The following is a 19,863-nucleotide window of genomic DNA, read 5'->3' on the forward strand; positions in this document are numbered from 1 at the left end:
TTGTTATGAAAAGAGAACATGGTAAGGAGCAACCGTATATAGCGGCGGGCCCCTTTAAAATCAGGGTGCCTTTCATTCATGTAGGGTTTGAAAAAGTCGATTTCATGCAAGGCTTGCTGCTTTGTGCCGTCTGTTTGGGCATGATTCCGATTCTACAAGAATATTTGGGCATGCCATTTGAAGTCGCGATGACCATTGTTGTCATTAATGGCCTACTCTATTTCCTCCACATTACGCTGGGTGACCCCATCATCCCTGGATGGATCACCCCCGCGATCCCTATTGTCATTTTATACCTCAACCAATATGAAATCGGGCCAGAACGCGTTCATGCGCTCATTGCCTTTCAGATATCCCTCGGCGTACTTGCCATTCTTTTGGGCGTGGCCGGCTTAGGGCAGCGCGTTGCCTCTATCGTGCCCGATGCCATGAAATCAGGCATCATCATTGGTGCGGGCATCGCCGCCGTTAACTCGGTACTCGTTGAAGGTGGTCGTTTTGAGCAAGCGCCTATTTCTATCGTCATTTGTACCGGTGTCGGCTTCTATTTGTTGTTCTCTAGTCACTTTAAGAGCCAACGAAACTACAACCGATTCACGCAGTTTCTCGCCGATTTAGGGTCACTGCCTATCATCCTGCTGGCGATTGTCGTCGGGCCTTTGGTCGGTGAAATCCCTTGGCCGCAACTGGAATGGGGCTTTACCACCCTCGCCTTTGGTGAATTATTTCAAAACTGGACAATCTTTGGCTTAGGCCTGCCACCACTAGAAATGTTCGTGATGGGTCTGCCTGCTGTCGTTTCGACGTACATCATTTTATTTGGTGATGTGATCCAGGCGAAATGCCTGTTAGAAGACGCCGGTAAAAAACGCCCTGATGAGAAAATTGATTTCAACGCCAACCGCTCCAACATGATTTTTGGTGCGCGCAATGTGTTGATGGGCATTTTCGGCCCCACCATTACGTTATGCGGCCCGCTTGCCGCCGCCATGCAAGTGGTGGTATGTGAACGCTTCAAACTTGGCCCCAAAACCATGGATTCAATCAACAGCGGTGCTATCTCCTACCGCTATGGCACTTTAGTTGGCTATTTTTTACTGCCGATTGTGACCTTGGTGAAACCAGTGTTGGGTATCGCACTGGCTGCCACCCTGCTGATTCAAGGTTTTGTGTCGTTCCGAGTGGGCGTCACCAAATCAAAAACGGTGAATGACTTGGGCATTGCGGGTGTGATGGCGGCTGTCATTGCCACCAAAGGCGCCGCTTTAGGTTTAGGCGCAGGGATCATTCTGTGTCTGTTTGTGAATCTGGGTAAAAGCCAACGTCATGAGAGTGAAATTGCTGCGGAATTAGAACCGTCCACCGTAAGCGATAACGCGAAAGCCAGTCCCGCGAAGGCTATTCCATCTAAGCCAAGCCCACCTAAACCCAGCATGGCAAGTGGCCGCTAAAGTTTACAGCAGGCAGTAGATTTGTCAGGCTAGAATAATTAAAAATGCCCCAGTGATGTCTGGGGCGTTTTTATCGTGCTTAACAATAAACGGAATGATAAAAAAGTAGAACCAGAAGTGGTATTAAAAATTATTGCGCTCTACTTTTATCATTTCTACGATCGTTATTATTAATCACCACCACCATCTGAAGAGTCGCCACCGTCAGAATTAAAAGTTAAAGAAAAATTTTTGCTCGAACATGTAAACATCGCTATCGCCATAATAATAGGGATGAGTGACAGGAACCCGCCCCCAGCAACTAAGATTACAAGACCCATCAAAAACACAGGTATAGCCATTATTTTTTGCAACATAAAATCCATCCTTAATTTTACAGAAACAACGCAACATCACCGATAACGCATGCATTACCGCCTCGTCACTAAATGATCATTAATAAAACATTATCTACCTCTACAACCCTGTAGAGAACATCTTGATGCATAAAACGTTATAACGCTCTAAAATCATAGTGAGATGTCTTCGTAAAATAGCATAAATACCTGTGATACTTCTCACTATTGAGTTAAAGTCCCACCATACTTCTCGCTTTAGAAAATAATTACTCTGCAACCAAATTATGTTCAAATTTTCATTGTATTGGTGTAGCACTGGTACATTTATTCTGAGTTTGCGCGATCACACCAATACTCTGAATAAACCTCATCGACCCAACATTCAATACGTATTGTGCCAAATTCTCTACAGGTATTTAATTCTTCGGAAATCACTATTCGCTCTGCCGATAACAAATCACTCACAGAGTCAGCTAGACCGTCGAAACCGTAAAGTATGATATGCTGGTTTTCTCTTTGAAGTGTCACTTTTAAAATGCACTGGTCTTCCGGACGTTCAGCATGCAGATTACAAATAAACTCAGGCCTTACGCATTCAAAAAGTGTCTTAAACTCGATCATTGTCTCTCCGAAATAATGATACATATCATGGATTTACTCTCATTCAGACTATGCCAAACAGTGATTAAGTATCACTCGGTGAGGAGTCATCATGTACAAAACTGTAAAAATCATGGCAGTTCTTTCTAGCACTTCCCCAATCCAGATCGCCAGTACCCGTAACATAGAAACCTGATATTGCACCGCCTTCAATTTTGGCCACGCATAAATTGCCATTACCGTCTAAACAAATGGGCATAGCACCTGACATGTAGCTCCTTGTTTTATATGCATCATCACATATCTCTGTGACAGAGAAAAACTGCAATTCTTTGAATCCAAAGTACACGATGGGGCCATTGCTAGAAATCCACCAATTCGTCATGCATTCAGGTAACGTTACCTCAAATGTGGCTTCGAGCAAGTGAATATCTTCTTGAGTCGCACCTATCGGTTTATCTATATATTCCATTCAACCCCTTTCAACATAAAGTCTAATGAATATTGCGCTATCAATATCAGGTCGTGTTGTTATGCCACTACCTCAAAAATTCAGCGTGTCATCTTCGAGCTTGCTTTTTAAAGCGTCGATATCCGTAAAAAATTCAAAGATTGGATAAGGCAGCGTCTCTCTCATCCCCTTCCAAGACAGGTGAACAATGAAAAAGCAGTCATTGTCTTCAACGAGGATATCGTCGCGATCTTCTCTCTTGCCTAGGATTTTAAATGTTTTACCAAAAAGTGGGTGGCCTTCGGATATTTCCAACGCTAATTCCTGAAGTAATGCATTAGAATGCTTAGAAGGATAGTCGCTTATATCTGACCAAGGTGCCTGAAACAAAACTGCCTCCTTAGGTATAATGAATAGTATTGGTCTTGCCAAATATTGCTTCAGTGACCAAAATCACTATGTCACTACACTCCTTTGTAAAGTAGGTACTAATTAATGTCTTCCATTGTTTTACAATGAGGGAATGCCGAACACCCCCAGAACGTCTTGCCTTTATTTTCACCACGCTTCGCTTCACGCATTATCATTTCTGACCCACAGCGTGAGCATTGCTTAATTTTTTCATTAGATGCAACGAGTTCTTTAACGTGCTGGCGGTGCTTAATATCTGTCACTATGCCCTTCTTTAACTTGATATCATTGATAGCGTCAATTAATCGGTTGTATTCGTTCTCTGAAAATACGATTTGATTGAACTGTTTGATGTATGTTAAACAACCACGTGCATAAGTGACGTTTTCTGGCATTTCTGTTTTAAACGTACTATCACCTATAAATACAACCACAGAATGTAGATTTACAAAATCAGTCCCGATTAATGATTCCAGTGTTTTTACGTGCTTATAATTTTGATGGAGTGGATTCTGAAATTTTGATAAGTGACGGTAGATTTTTTGAGTCCATTGTTTTTGCTTTTGAGAACCCAAAACCCACCCTTTCATATTTTTTGTTTCAACGACAAAAATACCGAATTTGGATACAACAATATGATCGATTTGAGTTGTACCGTCCTCTGTCGGCAAGGTGACATTGTTAATCAACGTATAGTCTGATTCGGGCAGTTGAGATAATAATTTATTGACCAAAAACTCACCAAAAACACCTTTAAACCAACGACTCTTACATATAGAGACAATAAGTAGTAAAGGGATGAGATACCATACTTGCGTTAACATACCTGTTAATGGTTCTACAATATTCACGAAATGTCCTTATTCAACTGACGAATGGCATGGCGTCGTATTGTTAGCGACTCTGTTCAACCACCCATCCATCATGATTAATCAACGGTGTTGGCCCACCATTTAACATCCGCTCTTGCGTAAAGTTTGAACCAATCCCCTCTAACAACTGATCGATGGTGTACGCCTTCAACATTTCAACGTCGTCGCTAGATAATTTTCGCCCAGCTTGGTATTCAATGCTTCCGATCAAGGCGTTTTGACTGTCAATGTATTCAAACGTGAGAATCCCACCCGAGATATCGTCAGCAAGGAATGCGGTGTCTTCATCATCCGCCAGGTAATCTGAGAATGCTTCATCCTCATAACTCAGGCCATCCAAAGATTTCAGTATCGCACTCTCTTCCGTCAATGCGATTGTCCCATCACCGTTGTCTTTCCCACTATCAACGAGAGCTCTACCTGAAAATATGATTTTATACATTTACATTCCTTGTTTTTAACCGTTTTATAAACCGTTTATGCCGAACTTAATCCATATAAAACAGTGAGTTACAATTCTCACAGAAAAACATCCCCTGCTACGCTTGCGGATATGAATGGTGAAATCTCTCTCGGATTGAGTGTTTTTTTCGCCCGGGCATGTAACGTTTCAAATTCCATTTATGATACTCAATGATGTCCATTTAACGCATTGCGAAGTGGTGGTATCGCCCCGTCCCATCTCAAGCAACGCATCGTAAAATCTAAAACTGTGGCCACTTTTGGCTGACCACGACACTACAAACAGATAGTTGCTCATCCGATAAATCTGACAACCCATTGTGGATATCTAAACAATCTTTAGACTTAACTTTCTCCTGAAGAATATCAAGACATCGTTCTAATGCTGAATCCCTCAAGTCTTTGGCTATCAACTGACCAAAAATGTCGATATTTCTCACATTAACTACCTTAGGAATGTACCGCTGCCATAAACGGTGAGTAATAGCTTGCTAAAATGTGTAACGAAGTAGAACCGTACAAGCTGTTACGATTCCGACGTGATGGCCTTGTTAGCAATTGATAGATGTATAATCATCGTGACCATAATGCTGAAATTTAAGGACTTTGCCACTAGTAAATTCGAAATCAGCAAAAACAACTTCATTGTTGCTGCCATATGTAACCTCTTTGAGAGTACTGCCTACAACACCATCAAACTCATTTAAATTTAATATAACCAAGCAAGTTGATAAACAACTGTTCACAGGCTCAGAAGGCAACTCTCCAGTTATCCAAAATATGGTTTCACCGTCAAAGTAGAGCTTTAGCCATCGGTTTTCAAATTTGAAATAAGCAACATTCGCAGGATCTGTTATGTCTTCGCCTTCTTGCTGTTGAATTAAGTAAAATCCTTGGCACTGTTTCCCAGCTATATCTGGCTCAACTCCATTAATGTGGAAACTCAACGCCTACCTCCTCAGATCTTCAATACGCGTCCAGTCCATTGTCATACTGGAAGCAATTGTTAAAAGCTTTGTTCAAGTTGATAACTCAAGCCAGTAATAAGTCCATTAACTTGAGTGTCATCTAACACAAATTTTGGAATATACTGCATACCTTGAGGTATATCCTCAACAGGAGAAAGCAAAGCCCCTCGCCCATGACCAAAATTTGACTCAATAAACTCTCTCAACACACTTGGGTGCCGTAACGAGTATGCTGTTCTGAAAATTGACAGATCACCGATAAAGCCATCAATTTCTATCCAACAGTGGCCATCCCACTTTTGATTCAACAATTTTTCAGAGCTCCCGTTTACTAGTATATTTTTCTTACACTTGAAAACAGGCTTACCCGCAATTTTTAAGTCTCCTGCTACAACAATCGCTGGAATGTCATAGTGATCATTTAACATGCCAGCCCATACTGCACTCAACATGGCACATGCACCAAAACTAGGCTGTATGGTAGACATGATTTCTTTGGCTGTTTCAATCAACGGCTGAGGGGAATCTAGGTTAAATTGATGAAACTTACTTGCCTCTTGGGCACCACGAGATCTGGCTATCAATTGCTGAATTACCGTTGTTCTCATTTTTCCTCCAAGCATGTAACAACGCCTTATATAAAATTGTCCTGTATTAGAACTCTATACATTACAGTTAGCATACGCCTAACAAACAACAAATAAGTTGATAAATATCATAAACTTAACTCCCACCCACATGAAAGTTTAAATCATTCTAGGCATCCTGTTTTTTAAATTATCTGTTACCGACACAACTAAAATTTCAGGTACAAAAAAACGGGCCTTTCGGCCCGTTTCTCATTTATGCATGTTTTCCGTGTAACGGGGAATTATTCCCAGTCTAGGATCACTTTGCCTGACATACCAGAACGCATCACATCGAAGCCTGCTTGGAAGTCATCAATCTTGTAGTGGTGTGTGATGATTGGTGTGAGATCCAGACCAGACTGGATCAACGATGCCATCTTGTACCAGGTTTCAAACATTTCACGACCGTAGATACCTTTGATCACCACACCATCCATTGAGAGCACGCTGTCAGTCACGATCAGCTTGTGGCACGCGCCCGCTTCGGTTGCAGCAATCAGTCAAAGCTACATGTGTCTGTTTATTTTTGATAGATATCTTGTTTATCAATCCCGAGCAACTGAAATAACGGTGTTTTCTTTTCACGGCTGTGTCCATTTTGATCAAAATCATGTTTTATTTTGAAAGGGAAATTTCTACCACTTTTCGGTAAAAAACAACCTTTTGACCATTTACTAAATACTGAATATTAGCGTTGAAATTTCAGTAGGATGCTTTACATGATCAGTAGTAAATGGCTAGAACTTTACCAATATCTTGGCCGACAAATCCCCACTCTTCCGCCACTTAACGATATTAAAGAAAGGCTCAATGCCCGCTTAATGTTTTTACGTGCTCAATTTAGCAAAGTCAGTGAACAACACGATGACAATAAAACCGACTGGCTAGAGCACGAAAGCATGACGCTTGTGATGAGCGACCTGCTCGACAATCTTGAACTCAATAAGGCGCAGGTGCAGTTTCTGTTCGAAACCTTAATGGCAGCGCAAATGTGTCAACTTGCCATGGTGGTGAGCAATCATTTCAAATCTCAATTGAGTGATGATGAGTTTAAGACTCAGTGTGGCCTGGTTTATCAGCAGCTTGGCGACTATGACATGGCTAAATCGATGCTTGAAGAAGCGACCGAAATCAATCCAGCGAATCCGATGCTGATCTGTCATTTAGGTTTCAACCATTTATTTATGGGAGAAAGTGACAAAGCAACCGAGCTGTTTAAGCGCGCAACCGAAATAGCGCCAGAATTTATCGCTGGCTACCAAAACCTTGCGGGCCTTTACTATCAGGCAGGCGACTTCGAATTGGCCGCCAATTATGCGGAACAAGCCTATGCCTGTGACAAGTCACTAGTTTCAACGTACGTCACCGCGATCAGCGCTTATCTCGCGCTTGGTAACAAAGATAAAGCCGAGCAATGGATCAATGCCGCGATCGACAATCAAGTTTCCTCCATTGAGTTAGTGCGTTTAGCCGGTATTTCGGCTCATCAACATGGTCGACTAGACGAGGCATTAGAGGCACTTGATCACTACTTAACCATTAATCCAAGTAGCTACGATGTGCTCAACATTCGTACCCGTGTAAAAGTGGATCTTGGTCAGTACCAAGACCTCGAAGCCGATCTTAAGCAGCTTCTGAGTTTTGAACCCCATGACGAATGGTGCCTAGAGCAACTCTTCCTTTGTTACTTTCACTCGCAGCAGTGGACAGATGCACAAAGGGTGATGGTTGAACTTAGCCGCTTAACGCGTCACTACAAAATTACCTATCGAGAACAGATCAATACGATAAACAAGCATTTGAGTCTGAATGTATTAGAAATTTCTTAGTAAAATTTTGGAGTTATTGTGAAAAATAATGTTGAATCCGGCGTTGCTGATACGTCTCGGCGCAATTTTCTAAAGCTAGGCGGGGTGGCTGCGGCAACTGCAACCGTTGGTGCCGCTGCGGGAGCGGGTTTTGTATTAGGTCGAGATCCTGATGCAAATGTGGGCTGGGGGCGCACCGAATCCGGCCATGATATGTATTTCAATCGCGAACCCTTTCGTGTCAGTGTACCACCAACAATGGAAGTCGCTGGTGAGCTCACGCGTCCTGAATGGGGAGATTTTCTGTTCCATCGTACTACGGCACTTGCGCAAGCGATCACCAAAGGTTGGACACCGACCAAAGATTGGCGTGATATCCCCCATGAGCGCACACGAGAATACTACTCTCGCTTTCCTGAGCGCTGGGCCGACATGTACGAATCTTTCGCTGAATCCGCAGAACATGATGCTAACGTTGAGAAGAACCGTCCACGCTTTGCCCTGAGTTGGGCATATTCTGCCGCTTACTACCGTGGCGTGACGAGTAATTTCCCACCAAAACCAGAAGGCCACCCAGATGAAGTGGATTTCCAGTGGGTGAAAGATCGTCCGAGACAAGAATTCCAATCACCAAAGCATGCCTCTGAACTGATCAAAAAAATGGCATTTAAGTTTGGCATGAGTATCGTCGGGATCACCAAACTTGACCCTAACTTTGTGTTTAAGAACACCATGCGCGGCATGCCAGATTGGGATGACAGCATTCCCAAACACTGGAAGAACGTCATCATCTTTGGCGCGCCAATGAACTGGGATCCGATGTACGCAGCGATTGGCTATTCCACCTCTTATGACGGTTACTTCCGCGCGAAAAATGCCTCCGGTTTAATGGCGGCTTTCCTTGGTGAACTCGGTTATGCGGCACGCCCACAATGGCCGGGGCGCGAGTACGAAATCGTCGTACCACCGCTAGCCATTAAAGCGGGTATGGGAGAAGCGGCCCGAAACGGTGTATTACTGACACCAGAATTAGGGCCAAACATTCGTCTCGCGGCGGTGATCACCGACCTCGATTTAGAGCCCGATCAACCGATTGATACCAAAGTAAAACACTTCTGTGAAGAGTGTAAGATCTGTGCTGACGCTTGCCCAAGTGGCTCGATCAGTAAAGCCGATAAACCGGATGACGTCGTACGTGGTTATCGTAAGTTCTCGTTCAACCAAGACAGTTGCTGGACCATGTGGCGCCAAGGTCCGACTGAAACGGGAATGGGTTGTCGCGTGTGTATTTCCGTGTGTCCTTACACACGTAAAAACAACTGGATCCATGCGCTTGTCAAGGAAGCCGACCCACGTGATCCAACCGGATTAACACGCAAGAGCTTGCTTGCGATGCAACATAACTTCTTCTATTACCCAGAAGCCGAGGCGTACCACGGAGATTGGAACGGTGGACGCTTTGCTGGCTACCATCAGCCACCTGAATGGCTACGCAGTGAGAACTACCTAAAAGTAGAAAAAACTTGGGATTACGACGGCAACTGGGAGGGATTCTAATGTTTCCGCAATCAACAGTACTCGATCCACTATTTTGGATGGTATTCGGCGCACTGCAAGTCTTGGTATTCGCAGGCGCCAATCAATGGGCGAAACAGTATCAACTTGGCATGAACTGGTGGAAATGGACCGTCGTCGGAGGATGGTGGGCATCGCTGATTCTCACTATCGCCGGAGCCTTTACCTTGCTCGGTGAAAATGAAGGCATGGCGGGTTGGTATTTCCTTGGCTTTGTTGGTACGGGGTTAGTTATTGGCGGGGCTGTCTTATTGCGTGTGCTTATCGCACTCAAGCCAAAGACGGTACACTGATCGGCATTTTGTAATTTAGTTAAGGAGCAAGCCACCCGTACTGTATTCACTGGTGGCTTGTTAATGTTATGTCTGAACGAAAACAAAAGAAAAAAAACAACAAAAGCGTTGAAAAGATCATGAGCGTTGGCTCCATTTTGCTGCTGATCTTTTCATGGTATTTGGGTGGTTTACGTACCGACACCTCACTCTCCCAATTCATTGATCACGTTTCCTCGGCGAGTAGTGAACTCGTGGAAGTTTCGGCTGATTTGTATCAATTGGTTGAAGTGGATGGCAACAAAGCAAACGCTAAGTGGGTGAGCTTTGGCACAGGAATTGGCTATGGCGGCGAACTTGCCGTTGGGGTGGTGTTTAGCCCAACGGGAGACGTCGACACCATCTCTTTACTTTCTTCAAAAGAAACCAGCTCTTACTTCGATAAAGTGGTGGAAGAGAAACTCCCTGAAAGCCTGTTAGGCCAATCGATCAAACGCGCACTTACCGCAGATGGGGTGACAGGCGCCACGTTAACGTCGAACGCCTATACCCTCGCGGTAGAGCAAGCGGCCGACCCTGTTCGTGAGGCACTGTTTGGCTATCGACTTTCTGAACCGGTATCCGTGTGGGGCTATTTCAAGTGGTTGGATGCGGCTGCTTTGGCCTTTTTTGCACTTGCCGTCTGGGTGAGCCGTACTCGCTCTGCACACAAAGTGAAAATGAATACCGCGCTCTTAGCGGGCTCTACCCTCTTATTTGGCTTCCATTCGGCTTCACTGTATTCCGCTTCCACCATGGGTGGCGCTATTTATGGTTCATGGATTTCCGGTGTCGCCAACTACACACCCTTTATCTTGCTGGCACTGAGTATCGGTTACATCTTTTATTACAACCGTAACTTGTACTGCGAGAGCTTGTGTCCATTTGGTGCCGTGCAAAAATGCTTAGCGAAAGTAGGCAATGCCAAAGCGTCGCCTGTTCGTCATGAGATCTTTATCTGGTTTCCGCGCATACTGCTGCTTGCGACCTTATGCTTAGGCGCGTATTTCCGCAGCCCGGCGGGGTTTGTGTATGAACCATTCGGCATTGCCTTTGGCATGATTGGCGGCATGTACCTATTCGTACTGACCGTGATGATTCTTTTGACGTCTCTCGTCGTACGGCGACCTTGGTGCCAAAGCTTATGCCCTGTCAATGCAATGACCGACTTCCTTGTGTTCAATAAAAACTGGGCTAAACAAACACGTAGTCAAAAAAATAAAGCTCTCCGTAGGGCGATCAAATAGGGATAACATCATGAGACAACGAATCTCGTTCGCTTTTTACTGTTTGGCTTCAGTTGTGATCCTATTGCAGCTTGCGACCAGTGTGATCACTTTAAATAAAGAGAAAAGTCAGCAGCAATTGCTTCACAGTGTGACTAAGCGAGTAGAAAAAACGACGGAAGTCGTAGAGAGTATGCCGCAAATCGACTATAAAAAACTGGCATTAGATTTGGAAGCCGTAGAGTACTGATCAAGTACCGATTCCTTAAATAATGCTCTCTATCTTTTGATGCAACCATTCGGTGCAAAGCAACAAGTCCGCACTTGTCTATTTGCTGAGAGCGGTTGCCACTTTTGAGCTCCTCTATGTGTTGTAAAAGCATTCCCATTGAGCGTATGCGCGCTGAATCTGGATTAACCAATCCTTACATGCACCGAGTTTCGGAGCTTTATGCTGCGCGGAGACTGGAAGAGATCACTGCTCATCATCGCGTTAACTTTAGTGCACTGATCTATATTACTGACGGTGCAGGGGTGCACTACATTGACCACCAACGTTATCAGTTGAAAAAAGGCACACTCATTGTGCTAGGTAAAAACCAGATCCACGCCTTTGCCAAAAAACGTACTGTTGATGGTTTTGTGATCCCCTTTAACTGCACCTTTTTAAATGAAAGTAGAGAGGACCCTTATTTTGATTCCATTACTGCCGCATTAGTCAAAATCAATTGCGTTGACGATGTCAGCCCTGAAATCGACGCGCTTCTTCGCATCATGGTCAATGAATTTTACTCTGATTCTGAATTTCGTTGCGGAATAATGCGAAATCTATTGCGCACCATTTTATTAAAATCGATTGTTCCTATTTACAAACAAGGTGTGACCTCTTCTCAAACACTTGCAACCAACGATTTTTACCGCCTAAAAAACCACATTGATGAACACTTCAGCCAACGTCCTTCGGTTGCACAAATAGCGCTAATATTAGGCAAAAGTGTTCGCCAATTAGACAAACTCGCCAGAGACAATGCAGGCATTAGCGTAAAAGAGTTGCTGGATGAGCGGGTGCTGATTGAAGCCAAGCGACAACTGGCCTTCAGTCAATACGCCATTGCGGACATCGCCGCCGAACTTGGTTTTAACGAAGCCACCAATATGACCAAATTCTTTAAACGTCATACTGGCGTCAGCCCAAAAGATTTTCGTCAACTGTGCCGGATAGGATTGAGGAATCAATGAAAATGCCTCCGTGTAGGAGGTATATAACGTTAATAAAAAAGGTGTCCCATTGAAAAATGAGACACCTTTTTACTGTTTAGCTGTATGGGCAACAATTTGATGGGTTAAACCGCAACCAGTCTAACTTGACCTTGTCGTGCCCTTACTCCCAATCCAGGATCACTTTACCTGACATACCTGAACGCATCACATCGAAGCCTGCTTGGAAGTCATCGATCTTGTAGTGGTGCGTGATGATTGGTGTGAGATCCAGACCAGACTGGATCAGAGATGCCATCTTGTACCAGGTTTCAAACATTTCACGACCGTAGATACCTTTGATCACCAAGCCTTTGAAGATCACTTGGTTCCAGTCGATACCCATGTCTGATGGTGGAATACCCAGCAACGCAATACGGCCACCGTGGTTCATGGTTTTCAGCATAGAATTGAATGCAGATGGGTTACCTGACATTTCAAGGCCCACATCGAAACCTTCTGTCATGCCCAAATCGGACATCACATCTTCCAACTTCTCTTCTGCTACGTTAACCGCACGGGTTACGCCCATCTTGCGCGCTAGATCCAAACGGTATTCGTTCACATCAGTGATTACAACGTGACGAGCACCTACGTGTTTTGCTACCGCTGCCGCCATGATACCGATTGGGCCAGCGCCGGTGATCAGCACATCTTCACCTACTAGGTCGAAAGACAGCGCAGTGTGTACCGCGTTACCGAACGGGTCAAAGATAGACGCTAGGTCATCAGAGATGCCTTTAGGGATCTTAAATGCGTTGAACGCAGGGATCACCAAGTATTCAGCAAACGCACCTTCGCGGTTTACGCCCACACCGATGGTGTTACGGCACAGGTGAGTACGGCCGCCACGACAGTTACGGCAGTGACCACAAGTGATGTGACCTTCACCAGACACGCGGTCGCCAATAGCAAAACCACGCACTTCCTGACCGATAGCCACAATTTCACCCACGTATTCGTGACCCACAACCATAGGCGTAGGAATGGTCTTTTGTGACCACTCATCCCAGTTGTAGATGTGTACGTCGGTACCACAGATTGCGGTCTTCTTAATTTTGATCAGGATGTCGTTGTGACCCATTTCAGGTTTATCAACCTCGGTCATCCAGATGCCTTCTTCAGGCTTTAGCTTTGATAGTGCTTTAATTTTCATTGTGTTTTCTCACTACTGCCCCGCGCAATGCGAAGCAAAGAAATCTTCTGTGTGTTTGTCGCGTTCAATGACGCCACATCTCTATTTTGATGTATTCATCTAGATGAATTAGATGATGCCCATGTCACGGCCCACTTCGATAAACACATCAATAGCACGATCAAGTTGTTCACGGCTGTGCGCCGCTGACATTTGTGTACGGATACGTGCTTGGCCTTTTGGTACTACTGGGAATGAGAAACCGACCACGTAGATGCCTTTTTCCAGTGCTCGCTCAGCAAATTCTGCTGCTACTTTTGCATCACCCAGCATGATTGGAATGATTGCGTGATCCGCACCGCCCATGGTGAAGCCTGCGCCTTCCATACGTGCACGGAAGTGTGCCGCGTTATCCCATAGGTGATCACGCAGTGAACCGCTTTCAGCCAGCAAATCCAATACACGTAGAGACGCCGCAACAATCGCAGGTGCCACAGAGTTTGAGAACAGGTACGGACGAGAACGCTGACGCAACCAGTCAATCACTTCTTTCTTACCCGAAGTATAACCGCCTGACGCACCGCCCATGGCTTTACCTAGGGTACCGGTGATGATGTCGATACGCTCAATCACGTCATGGTATTCGTGGGTACCGCGACCGTTCGCGCCCATGAAGCCAACAGCGTGAGAGTCATCTACCATTACCAATGCGTTGTACTTGTCAGCCAAGTCACAGATAGCAGGCAAGTTTGCCACGACGCCGTCCATTGAGAACACGCCGTCAGTCACGATCAACGTGTGACGTGCGCCAGCTTCTTTAGCGGCGATCAGCTGTGCTTCTAGCTCTTCCATGTTGTTGTTGGAGTAACGGAAACGCTTCGCTTTACACAAGCGAACACCATCAATGATAGACGCGTGGTTTAGGGCGTCAGAGATGATCGCATCTTCTGCGTCTAGGATGGTTTCAAACAAACCGGTGTTTGCATCGAAGCACGAGGTGTAAAGGATCGTGTCTTCCATGCCAAGGAAAGTCGATAGCTTCTGCTCTAGGGCTTTGTGAGAATCTTGTGTACCACAAATGAAGCGAACAGAGGCCATGCCGAAGCCGTGCTCATCCATACCCACTTTCGCTGCTTCAATCAGCTCAGGGTGGTTAGCCAGACCTAAATAGTTATTTGCACAGAAGTTCAACACTTCCGCACCCGTGCTGATTGATACAGACGCTTTTTGCGCCGATGTGATCACACGTTCAGACTTGTAAAGACCTTCAGCTTTTACTTCTTCTAATTGCTGATTGATTTGATCGTAAAATGCAGCAGACATGATGTTCCTCTCAAGATTCTTTTATTGCCGATGCGGGCTGTTTTCCCTGTGAATTAAGGGTTTTACCACATTCGACCAAGGCAAACAGGATACTCTGTCTCCCTTTTAATAGTTCCATTAAACAGTTTATGTTCATTTCACTGGATTTAGTCGGTAATCATTTTAATCAAAGCGCATTCAGACTATTATCCCTTCCACTGGAAAAGGACTCTTGCCCCATGAACACTAATAAACTGATTGCCCTTATGCCAGAACTGGCGATCTTCAAAATCGTCGTGGATGAAGGCAGCTTCACGGCTGCGGCCAAAAAACTGGGCGTGACCCCTTCCGCCCTGAGTAAACAGCTTTCACGCCTTGAACATACCCTGTCAGCCAAGCTGCTTGAACGCACCACCCGCAAGTTGGTGATCACCGAATCCGGCAAGGGGATCTACAACCAATGCTGTACCCTGTTGGAAGCCACCAAACAAGCGGTGGAGTTCACCAGCTCTGAACACGCTAACCCATCAGGCTCCCTGACTGTCGCGGCGCCGAAAGCCTTTTTAAGCATAGTGCTGCAACCGATGGTGAAGCCGTTTCTGCTGCAATACCCGGACATTGAGCTCAAGCTCAAAGCCACCGATGGCGAGATTGATTTGATATCAGAAGGGATTGATGCGGTATTTCGCCTCACAGAAAAACCCAGCGAAGGTTTAGTCGTCAAACACATGGGGAAAGTCAGCTTACGCCTGTGTGCCAGCCCTGACTATTTAGCCGAACGCGGCACGCCGGTTCACCCAACGGATTTGCGTCAGCATGATTGTCTGTATTTGGGGGAAACCACCACAGATCACATCTGGGATTTCGTGAAAGACAATGAAGCCCACACCGTTGCGGTAAAAGGTCGCTATGCGGTGAATCACTCACAAATGCGCTTAAAAGGCGTGATTGACGGCTTTGGTATCGGCATTTTCCCGGACTTTGTCATTAAACAAGCCTTAGCTGACGGCCAAGTCAGCCCGGTCTTGGCGGATTGGACGATCAAAGGCAACTACCAAGGTGATATCGCGTTGCAGTTTGCGCAGACCAAGTTCATGCCTGCCCGTTTACGGGTGTTTATTGATTACGTGACGGCGCACCTGTCTGAGTACACAGTTTCTTAATCGGCGCCATCTAGCAGTTCGGTATATACTTGCAAAGACACAATACTAAGAACAAGACACCGTCTCGGCTTTGATCCCTTTTGACAGGATTGTCGTTAGTTATGAATGCGTGAAGTGATAACGGGCTCCCCCATCACTTCGCTCTCTCACTCCCTTACCGTTATGCAAGTAAGGAAACGACGATGAAACTTTGGCTCGTGTTCGGTTTACTGTTGACCTCTTCACTGTGTGGCATGATTGCAACCGCGCAGGCTTATCCGATGGGCTCCATGCACTGGAACCACCGCAGCATTCTCTTCTTTGCCCCTGTGCATGATCAGCACGTCAAAACCTTTGTGAAAGAAACCCTGATGAATAACTGCCAATTAAAAGAGCGGGATATTCAAGTCATCGTGATCACCCAAGATGGCTACAACAAACCGGATAACCTGTTTAGCCCTGAAGAAATCACGTTGCTGACGGAAAAATACGGTATTGCCACCGATAGCCACACAGCCATTTTGGTGGGCAAAGATGGCCAAGAAAAGCACCGTTGGGGAAAAGAAACCAATTGGCAGTACATCACGTCACTGATTGACCGTATGCCCTTACGTATCAAAGAGATGGCATACATGCCAACGGGGCGCTGTTCCATCTAGCGCTCGCGTTTTACACGCGGTAACACTCTACGCCCCTTGCTACGCCTCTAAAATTTGACGGAGGAGGATTCTCTTTATTGCCAAAAGCAGTATGGTAGATGTTGATATTCATATTGATACTTTTCCAATGACTCTATAGGCAATACAACAATGACCAATAAGCCCTTTTTCTATCATGGACAAGACCCGAATTGGGTAGCAATCACCGAACATCAGCTGCATTTAACCCTTGTCAGTGAAGCCGACACACTCATCTCTACCATTTTCGTTCGTTGTGACCCTGACAATGAAGAAGAGCTCATCGACATGACGCGCGGTGAGCAACGTAATCGCCTGCAATATTGGCATGCGAGTATCCCGCTCAATAACGACCAACCCATTACGCACTACTGTTTCAAAATCATGCAAAACAGTCGTCAATGGTGGTTACACGGTAACGGTGTGAGCCCACGTGTACCGGGGCGAGAAAGCCATTTCAAATACAACCGTGTCCACCAGCCGCCCGCATGGATGCAATCTCAGGTTTTCTACCAAATTTTCCCGGACCGCTTCCACAATGGCGATCCGTCTATCAGCGTCAAAACCGATGAATATTGCCTGCGTGGCGATGAACGTCCCACTATTGCGCTGCCATGGGGACACCCGGTTTCAGAACATGGCCAGAACGGGCCGAATGAATTTTTTGGCGGTGACTTACAAGGCATTCACGATAAGCTGGATTACTTGCAAGATCTTGGCGTCACGGCCCTGTATCTCAACCCCATTTTTACCGCCCCCAGCAATCACAAGTACGACACCGCTGACTACCGCAATATCGACCCGCATTTAGGCACCAACACCCAATTTGTCGACATGGTGGCTGACTTACACCAGCGTGACATGAAAATCATGCTGGATGCGGTCTACAACCACACGTCTGTTGATCACCCGTGGTTTGATCGTTACGGCAAGCAAGCCGAGACACACGGCGCTTTCAATTATCCCGATTCACCTTATCGCAATTTCTATCAATTCAGTGGCGACAGCAACGATTACATTGGCTGGAAAGGCATCGACAGCTTACCGAAGCTGAACTTCTCTAATCCGGAGGTACAGGATTATATCTACGCCGGTGACGATGCGGTGATCAAAAGCTGGGTACGTCCACCTTACAACATTGATGGCTGGCGCTTTGACGTGATCCATATGCTGGGCGAAGGGGAAGGCGCGAAAAATAACGCCCATTACGTAAAAGCGTTCCGCAACGCCGCCAAATCCGTGAACCCGGACTGTTTCGTGTTAGGCGAACATTTCTTTGAAGCCACATCCTGGCTGCATGGCGATCAAGAAGACGGTGCGATGAACTATTACGGTTTCGCCCACCCACTGCGCGCCTTCTTTGCCCATCAAGACATCAGCTACCACAGCTGCCACATTGATGCGGAAGTGTTGGTTGACTGGCTAAACGAAGCGCGCAGTAAAATCCCGTGGTTCAATCAGCTGTCACAGCTTAATCAGCTCGACAGCCATGACACCATGCGTTTCCTCACGCTGCTGGATGGTGATACCGACACCATGAAATTGGCCTTGCTGATGCTATTCACTTATGTCGGCACGCCATGTGTGTATTACGGTACCGAAGTGGCACTGGAAGGCGGGCAAGATCCGGATAACCGCCGCTGCTTCCCGTGGGAACGTACTGAGACACCGCATCCGATGTTTGATTATCTACAACATTTGATTTCGCAGCGTAAGCAATCCCCTGCCCTTCAATCCGGCAGTCTGCAATGGCTATACGCCGAACATCAGCAGTTGGTGTTTGCCCGTTCTTACGGTGAGGAACAGCAGATCTGTTTGATCAACAACAGCCAATACGCGAAAACACTATCTATTCCGATGTGGAAAATTGGCGTAAACAACGCCAATGTGGTGGAGAGTTTCACCCGCGATGAGTGGGAAGTGAAAGACGGCATCCTGACCCTGACCTTGGCAGGCAAAGAAGGGATGTTGCTGTCGGTAAGGGCGTAAATGCTTGAAACAGGCGATGAATGACAAGTGCGGATCCTCATTTGGGATCCGCTTTTTATTTTCGCGTATTTTTAGCCACACAGCATTTTCTTTAACGTGATATCTCTCCCTATTTTCGTAAAAAACGTGCCAATATGAGTTTCTTATCTTTGTCTCAGCACTAATCTCATTCATGAGAGCAATAAAATGATAGTTTTTCAGTCACTTATTTATTTCTGATTTTTATCCCTGTTATTCACCAAAAAACTTTCCATTCTTGAAATATGCTTAATTTGAGCTTCAGAAATAATGATAACGAGGTTCCTAACATGATTAGGCCAGCGCTAACAGCAATGACAACCGCTTTATTAATCGCCTGTGGCGGCGGCTCCAGCGATAGCCCGGCGCCGACAGTGAATTCCATGGATGACATCAGTGTTAGAAAGATTGGTATTGATCTTGTCAATATTTCATCGCAACCCGTGGATTTTTACATTCGAGAAACTGGAGACACCAATCCATTATTTGATACGGGTAACAAAGTGGCGTCTAATCCTAATTATGACACCCAGTATCATGGCATTAGTTGGACATCTGCTTCACCGATGAGAATTGATATCGGTATTGAAGATACCAACAGCCAAACGGAACAAACGGAAGTCAATGATGTGGTACTCAATGACACCGAGAAATTGTGGGCGATTGCGTGGCAAGACGGGGATGAATTGACCTTGTCTACCGATGTGGAAATGCCCGCCCCGCTTGAAGATAAGTACCATATCCGCATTTTTTCTATCGCTGATACTTGGGTACAAGTGGTGTCGACAGCGGTATCAACCATGGAAGTTAAAAAAGGCAAATTTTCACCGCATATGACCTTAGAAAATTGTAGTGGGGAATTGTACCTTGGGGCGAACCCAACCGATATTTGTGATTTAGATATAGGGAAATCGTATCTATTAATCGTTAACGGGGAAGATCTTTTGTTAGCAGCAGAAGAAAGGTAATCATCAAAAAACAATAAATACTTAAAATACTATAATCAGCAATACCATAATAAGAAACACGAAAAAAAGAGTCACAATAATTGGGGAATAATAATTAGACAACATCATGCGCTTTCATTTTTTATCGCAAGGAATGTCTACACAATATACGTATGTCGATAGTGTTTTGTGCTTTACACATTGTGTAATTTGGGGGAATCAACACACTATCATCCCGAATTGGGTTTAGGGCAAACGCAACAAAATAGTAGGCGGCGGTGGCAAAAAGCCCCG

21 protein-coding genes and 1 pseudogene are annotated in these 19,863 nt (G+C 45.5%); 11 read left to right on the plus strand and 11 right to left on the minus strand.

Going from position 1 to position 19,863, the window contains the following annotated elements:
* Positions 1-5: 5 nt before the first annotated feature.
* Positions 6-1,451: a xanthine/uracil/vitamin C permease gene (locus ACSF8W_RS11390; protein ID WP_500847449.1), complete on the plus strand. Its 1,446-nt coding sequence runs from the start codon at positions 6-8 to the stop codon at positions 1,449-1,451.
* 170 nt (positions 1,452-1,621) lie between these two features.
* On the opposite strand, the gene ACSF8W_RS11395 is transcribed toward ACSF8W_RS11390, so the two are convergent.
* The 9 genes and pseudogenes from ACSF8W_RS11395 to tdh (ACSF8W_RS11435) form a co-directional block, all read right to left on the minus strand.
* On the minus strand, positions 1,622-1,807 hold the full coding sequence (locus ACSF8W_RS11395; protein ID WP_500847450.1) for a hypothetical protein: 186 nt from the start codon (positions 1,805-1,807) through the stop codon (positions 1,622-1,624).
* 306 nt (positions 1,808-2,113) lie between these two features.
* Entirely contained in the window at positions 2,114-2,410 is a 297-nt protein-coding gene (locus ACSF8W_RS11400; RefSeq protein WP_500847451.1) for a hypothetical protein, read from the minus strand.
* 64 nt (positions 2,411-2,474) lie between these two features.
* Positions 2,475-2,861 carry an SMI1/KNR4 family protein gene (locus ACSF8W_RS11405; RefSeq protein ID WP_500847452.1) on the minus strand — a complete coding sequence of 129 codons (387 nt, stop codon included), beginning with the start codon at positions 2,859-2,861 and terminating at the stop codon, positions 2,475-2,477.
* A gap of 72 nt (positions 2,862-2,933) precedes the next feature.
* Positions 2,934-3,230, minus strand: coding sequence for a hypothetical protein (locus tag ACSF8W_RS11410; RefSeq protein WP_500847453.1), 297 nt, complete (start codon positions 3,228-3,230; stop codon positions 2,934-2,936).
* A gap of 98 nt (positions 3,231-3,328) precedes the next feature.
* Positions 3,329-4,075 (minus strand): nuclease-related domain-containing protein, encoded by a 747-nt coding sequence (locus tag ACSF8W_RS11415; protein ID WP_500847553.1) that lies wholly within the window; start codon positions 4,073-4,075, stop codon positions 3,329-3,331.
* Between the two features lie 70 nt (positions 4,076-4,145).
* Positions 4,146-4,565, minus strand: a complete 420-nt coding sequence (locus ACSF8W_RS11420; RefSeq protein ID WP_500847454.1) for a hypothetical protein — start codon at positions 4,563-4,565, stop codon at positions 4,146-4,148.
* A gap of 571 nt (positions 4,566-5,136) precedes the next feature.
* Positions 5,137-5,532, minus strand: coding sequence for a hypothetical protein (locus tag ACSF8W_RS11425; protein ID WP_500847455.1), 396 nt, complete (start codon positions 5,530-5,532; stop codon positions 5,137-5,139).
* Positions 5,533-5,591: 59 nt separating this feature from the next.
* Entirely contained in the window at positions 5,592-6,176 is a 585-nt protein-coding gene (locus ACSF8W_RS11430; RefSeq protein WP_500847456.1) for a hypothetical protein, read from the minus strand.
* A gap of 248 nt (positions 6,177-6,424) precedes the next feature.
* A pseudogene (gene tdh / locus ACSF8W_RS11435) lies at positions 6,425-6,613 on the minus strand (L-threonine 3-dehydrogenase); the annotation flags it as partial.
* A 288-nt stretch (positions 6,614-6,901) separates the two neighbouring features.
* Between tdh (ACSF8W_RS11435) and ACSF8W_RS11440 the strand changes: the two are divergent.
* The 6 genes from ACSF8W_RS11440 (at position 6,902) to ACSF8W_RS11465 (ending at position 12,341) form a co-directional block, all read left to right on the plus strand.
* Positions 6,902-8,011 carry a tetratricopeptide repeat protein gene (locus ACSF8W_RS11440; protein WP_500847457.1) on the plus strand — a complete coding sequence of 370 codons (1,110 nt, stop codon included), beginning with the start codon at positions 6,902-6,904 and terminating at the stop codon, positions 8,009-8,011.
* An 18-nt stretch (positions 8,012-8,029) separates the two neighbouring features.
* Positions 8,030-9,547 carry a reductive dehalogenase gene (locus tag ACSF8W_RS11445; protein WP_500847458.1) on the plus strand — a complete coding sequence of 506 codons (1,518 nt, stop codon included), beginning with the start codon at positions 8,030-8,032 and terminating at the stop codon, positions 9,545-9,547.
* Entirely contained in the window at positions 9,547-9,858 is a 312-nt protein-coding gene (locus ACSF8W_RS11450) for a VcrB family reductive dehalogenase putative membrane anchor (RefSeq protein WP_500847459.1), read from the plus strand. Before ACSF8W_RS11445 ends, ACSF8W_RS11450 begins: the two co-directional genes overlap by 1 nt.
* A 119-nt stretch (positions 9,859-9,977) precedes the next feature.
* A complete protein-coding gene (locus tag ACSF8W_RS11455; protein ID WP_500847460.1) occupies positions 9,978-11,123 on the plus strand; it encodes an FMN-binding protein in 1,146 nt (381 codons plus the stop codon).
* 10 nt (positions 11,124-11,133) lie between these two features.
* Positions 11,134-11,352 carry a hypothetical protein gene (locus ACSF8W_RS11460; protein WP_500847461.1) on the plus strand — a complete coding sequence of 73 codons (219 nt, stop codon included), beginning with the start codon at positions 11,134-11,136 and terminating at the stop codon, positions 11,350-11,352.
* A gap of 146 nt (positions 11,353-11,498) precedes the next feature.
* Positions 11,499-12,341 (plus strand): AraC family transcriptional regulator, encoded by an 843-nt coding sequence (locus ACSF8W_RS11465; protein WP_500847462.1) that lies wholly within the window; start codon positions 11,499-11,501, stop codon positions 12,339-12,341.
* A 142-nt stretch (positions 12,342-12,483) separates the two neighbouring features.
* Here ACSF8W_RS11465 and tdh (ACSF8W_RS11470) read toward each other — a convergent pair whose 3' ends face one another.
* Together tdh (ACSF8W_RS11470) and ACSF8W_RS11475 are read right to left on the minus strand one after the other, a co-directional pair.
* On the minus strand, positions 12,484-13,515 hold the full coding sequence (tdh, locus tag ACSF8W_RS11470; RefSeq protein WP_500847463.1) for an L-threonine 3-dehydrogenase: 1,032 nt from the start codon (positions 13,513-13,515) through the stop codon (positions 12,484-12,486).
* 108 nt (positions 13,516-13,623) lie between these two features.
* Entirely contained in the window at positions 13,624-14,817 is a 1,194-nt protein-coding gene (locus tag ACSF8W_RS11475) for a glycine C-acetyltransferase (RefSeq protein WP_428477626.1), read from the minus strand.
* A gap of 218 nt (positions 14,818-15,035) precedes the next feature.
* Here ACSF8W_RS11475 and ACSF8W_RS11480 point away from each other — a divergent pair, with 218 nt between their 5' ends.
* The 4 genes from ACSF8W_RS11480 to ACSF8W_RS11495 all read left to right on the plus strand — a co-directional run bounded on the left by ACSF8W_RS11480 (position 15,036) and on the right by ACSF8W_RS11495 (position 19,590).
* Positions 15,036-15,959, plus strand: coding sequence for a LysR family transcriptional regulator (locus tag ACSF8W_RS11480; protein ID WP_500847464.1), 924 nt, complete (start codon positions 15,036-15,038; stop codon positions 15,957-15,959).
* Positions 15,960-16,141: 182 nt separating this feature from the next.
* Positions 16,142-16,597, plus strand: a complete 456-nt coding sequence (locus ACSF8W_RS11485) for a DUF4174 domain-containing protein (RefSeq protein WP_500847465.1) — start codon at positions 16,142-16,144, stop codon at positions 16,595-16,597.
* A gap of 150 nt (positions 16,598-16,747) precedes the next feature.
* Positions 16,748-18,604 carry a maltodextrin glucosidase gene (gene malZ / locus ACSF8W_RS11490; protein ID WP_500847466.1) on the plus strand — a complete coding sequence of 619 codons (1,857 nt, stop codon included), beginning with the start codon at positions 16,748-16,750 and terminating at the stop codon, positions 18,602-18,604.
* Positions 18,605-18,912: 308 nt separating this feature from the next.
* A complete protein-coding gene (locus ACSF8W_RS11495; RefSeq protein WP_500847467.1) occupies positions 18,913-19,590 on the plus strand; it encodes a hypothetical protein in 678 nt (225 codons plus the stop codon).
* Positions 19,591-19,863: the final 273 nt, after the last annotated feature.

Source organism: Photobacterium sp. 270122K (assembly GCF_059941365.1).

Coding starts and splice junctions, on each gene's coding strand:
- ACSF8W_RS11465 (WP_500847462.1), top strand. CDS start 11,499: ATGCGCGCTGAATCTGGATTAACCAATCCTTACATGCACCGAGTTTCG.
- ACSF8W_RS11420 (WP_500847454.1), bottom strand. CDS start 4,565: ATGTATAAAATCATATTTTCAGGTAGAGCTCTCGTTGATAGTGGGAAA.
- ACSF8W_RS11390 (WP_500847449.1), top strand. CDS start 6: ATGAAAAGAGAACATGGTAAGGAGCAACCGTATATAGCGGCGGGCCCC.
- ACSF8W_RS11400 (WP_500847451.1), bottom strand. CDS start 2,410: ATGATCGAGTTTAAGACACTTTTTGAATGCGTAAGGCCTGAGTTTATT.
- ACSF8W_RS11415 (WP_500847553.1), bottom strand. CDS start 4,075: ATGTTAACGCAAGTATGGTATCTCATCCCTTTACTACTTATTGTCTCT.
- tdh (WP_500847463.1), bottom strand. CDS start 13,515: ATGAAAATTAAAGCACTATCAAAGCTAAAGCCTGAAGAAGGCATCTGG.
- ACSF8W_RS11405 (WP_500847452.1), bottom strand. CDS start 2,861: ATGGAATATATAGATAAACCGATAGGTGCGACTCAAGAAGATATTCAC.
- ACSF8W_RS11475 (WP_428477626.1), bottom strand. CDS start 14,817: ATGTCTGCTGCATTTTACGATCAAATCAATCAGCAATTAGAAGAAGTA.
- ACSF8W_RS11495 (WP_500847467.1), top strand. CDS start 18,913: ATGATTAGGCCAGCGCTAACAGCAATGACAACCGCTTTATTAATCGCC.
- ACSF8W_RS11485 (WP_500847465.1), top strand. CDS start 16,142: ATGAAACTTTGGCTCGTGTTCGGTTTACTGTTGACCTCTTCACTGTGT.
- ACSF8W_RS11430 (WP_500847456.1), bottom strand. CDS start 6,176: ATGCTTGGAGGAAAAATGAGAACAACGGTAATTCAGCAATTGATAGCC.
- malZ (WP_500847466.1), top strand. CDS start 16,748: ATGACCAATAAGCCCTTTTTCTATCATGGACAAGACCCGAATTGGGTA.
- ACSF8W_RS11460 (WP_500847461.1), top strand. CDS start 11,134: ATGAGACAACGAATCTCGTTCGCTTTTTACTGTTTGGCTTCAGTTGTG.
- ACSF8W_RS11395 (WP_500847450.1), bottom strand. CDS start 1,807: ATGTTGCAAAAAATAATGGCTATACCTGTGTTTTTGATGGGTCTTGTA.
- ACSF8W_RS11480 (WP_500847464.1), top strand. CDS start 15,036: ATGAACACTAATAAACTGATTGCCCTTATGCCAGAACTGGCGATCTTC.
- ACSF8W_RS11440 (WP_500847457.1), top strand. CDS start 6,902: ATGATCAGTAGTAAATGGCTAGAACTTTACCAATATCTTGGCCGACAA.
- ACSF8W_RS11450 (WP_500847459.1), top strand. CDS start 9,547: ATGTTTCCGCAATCAACAGTACTCGATCCACTATTTTGGATGGTATTC.
- ACSF8W_RS11455 (WP_500847460.1), top strand. CDS start 9,978: ATGAGCGTTGGCTCCATTTTGCTGCTGATCTTTTCATGGTATTTGGGT.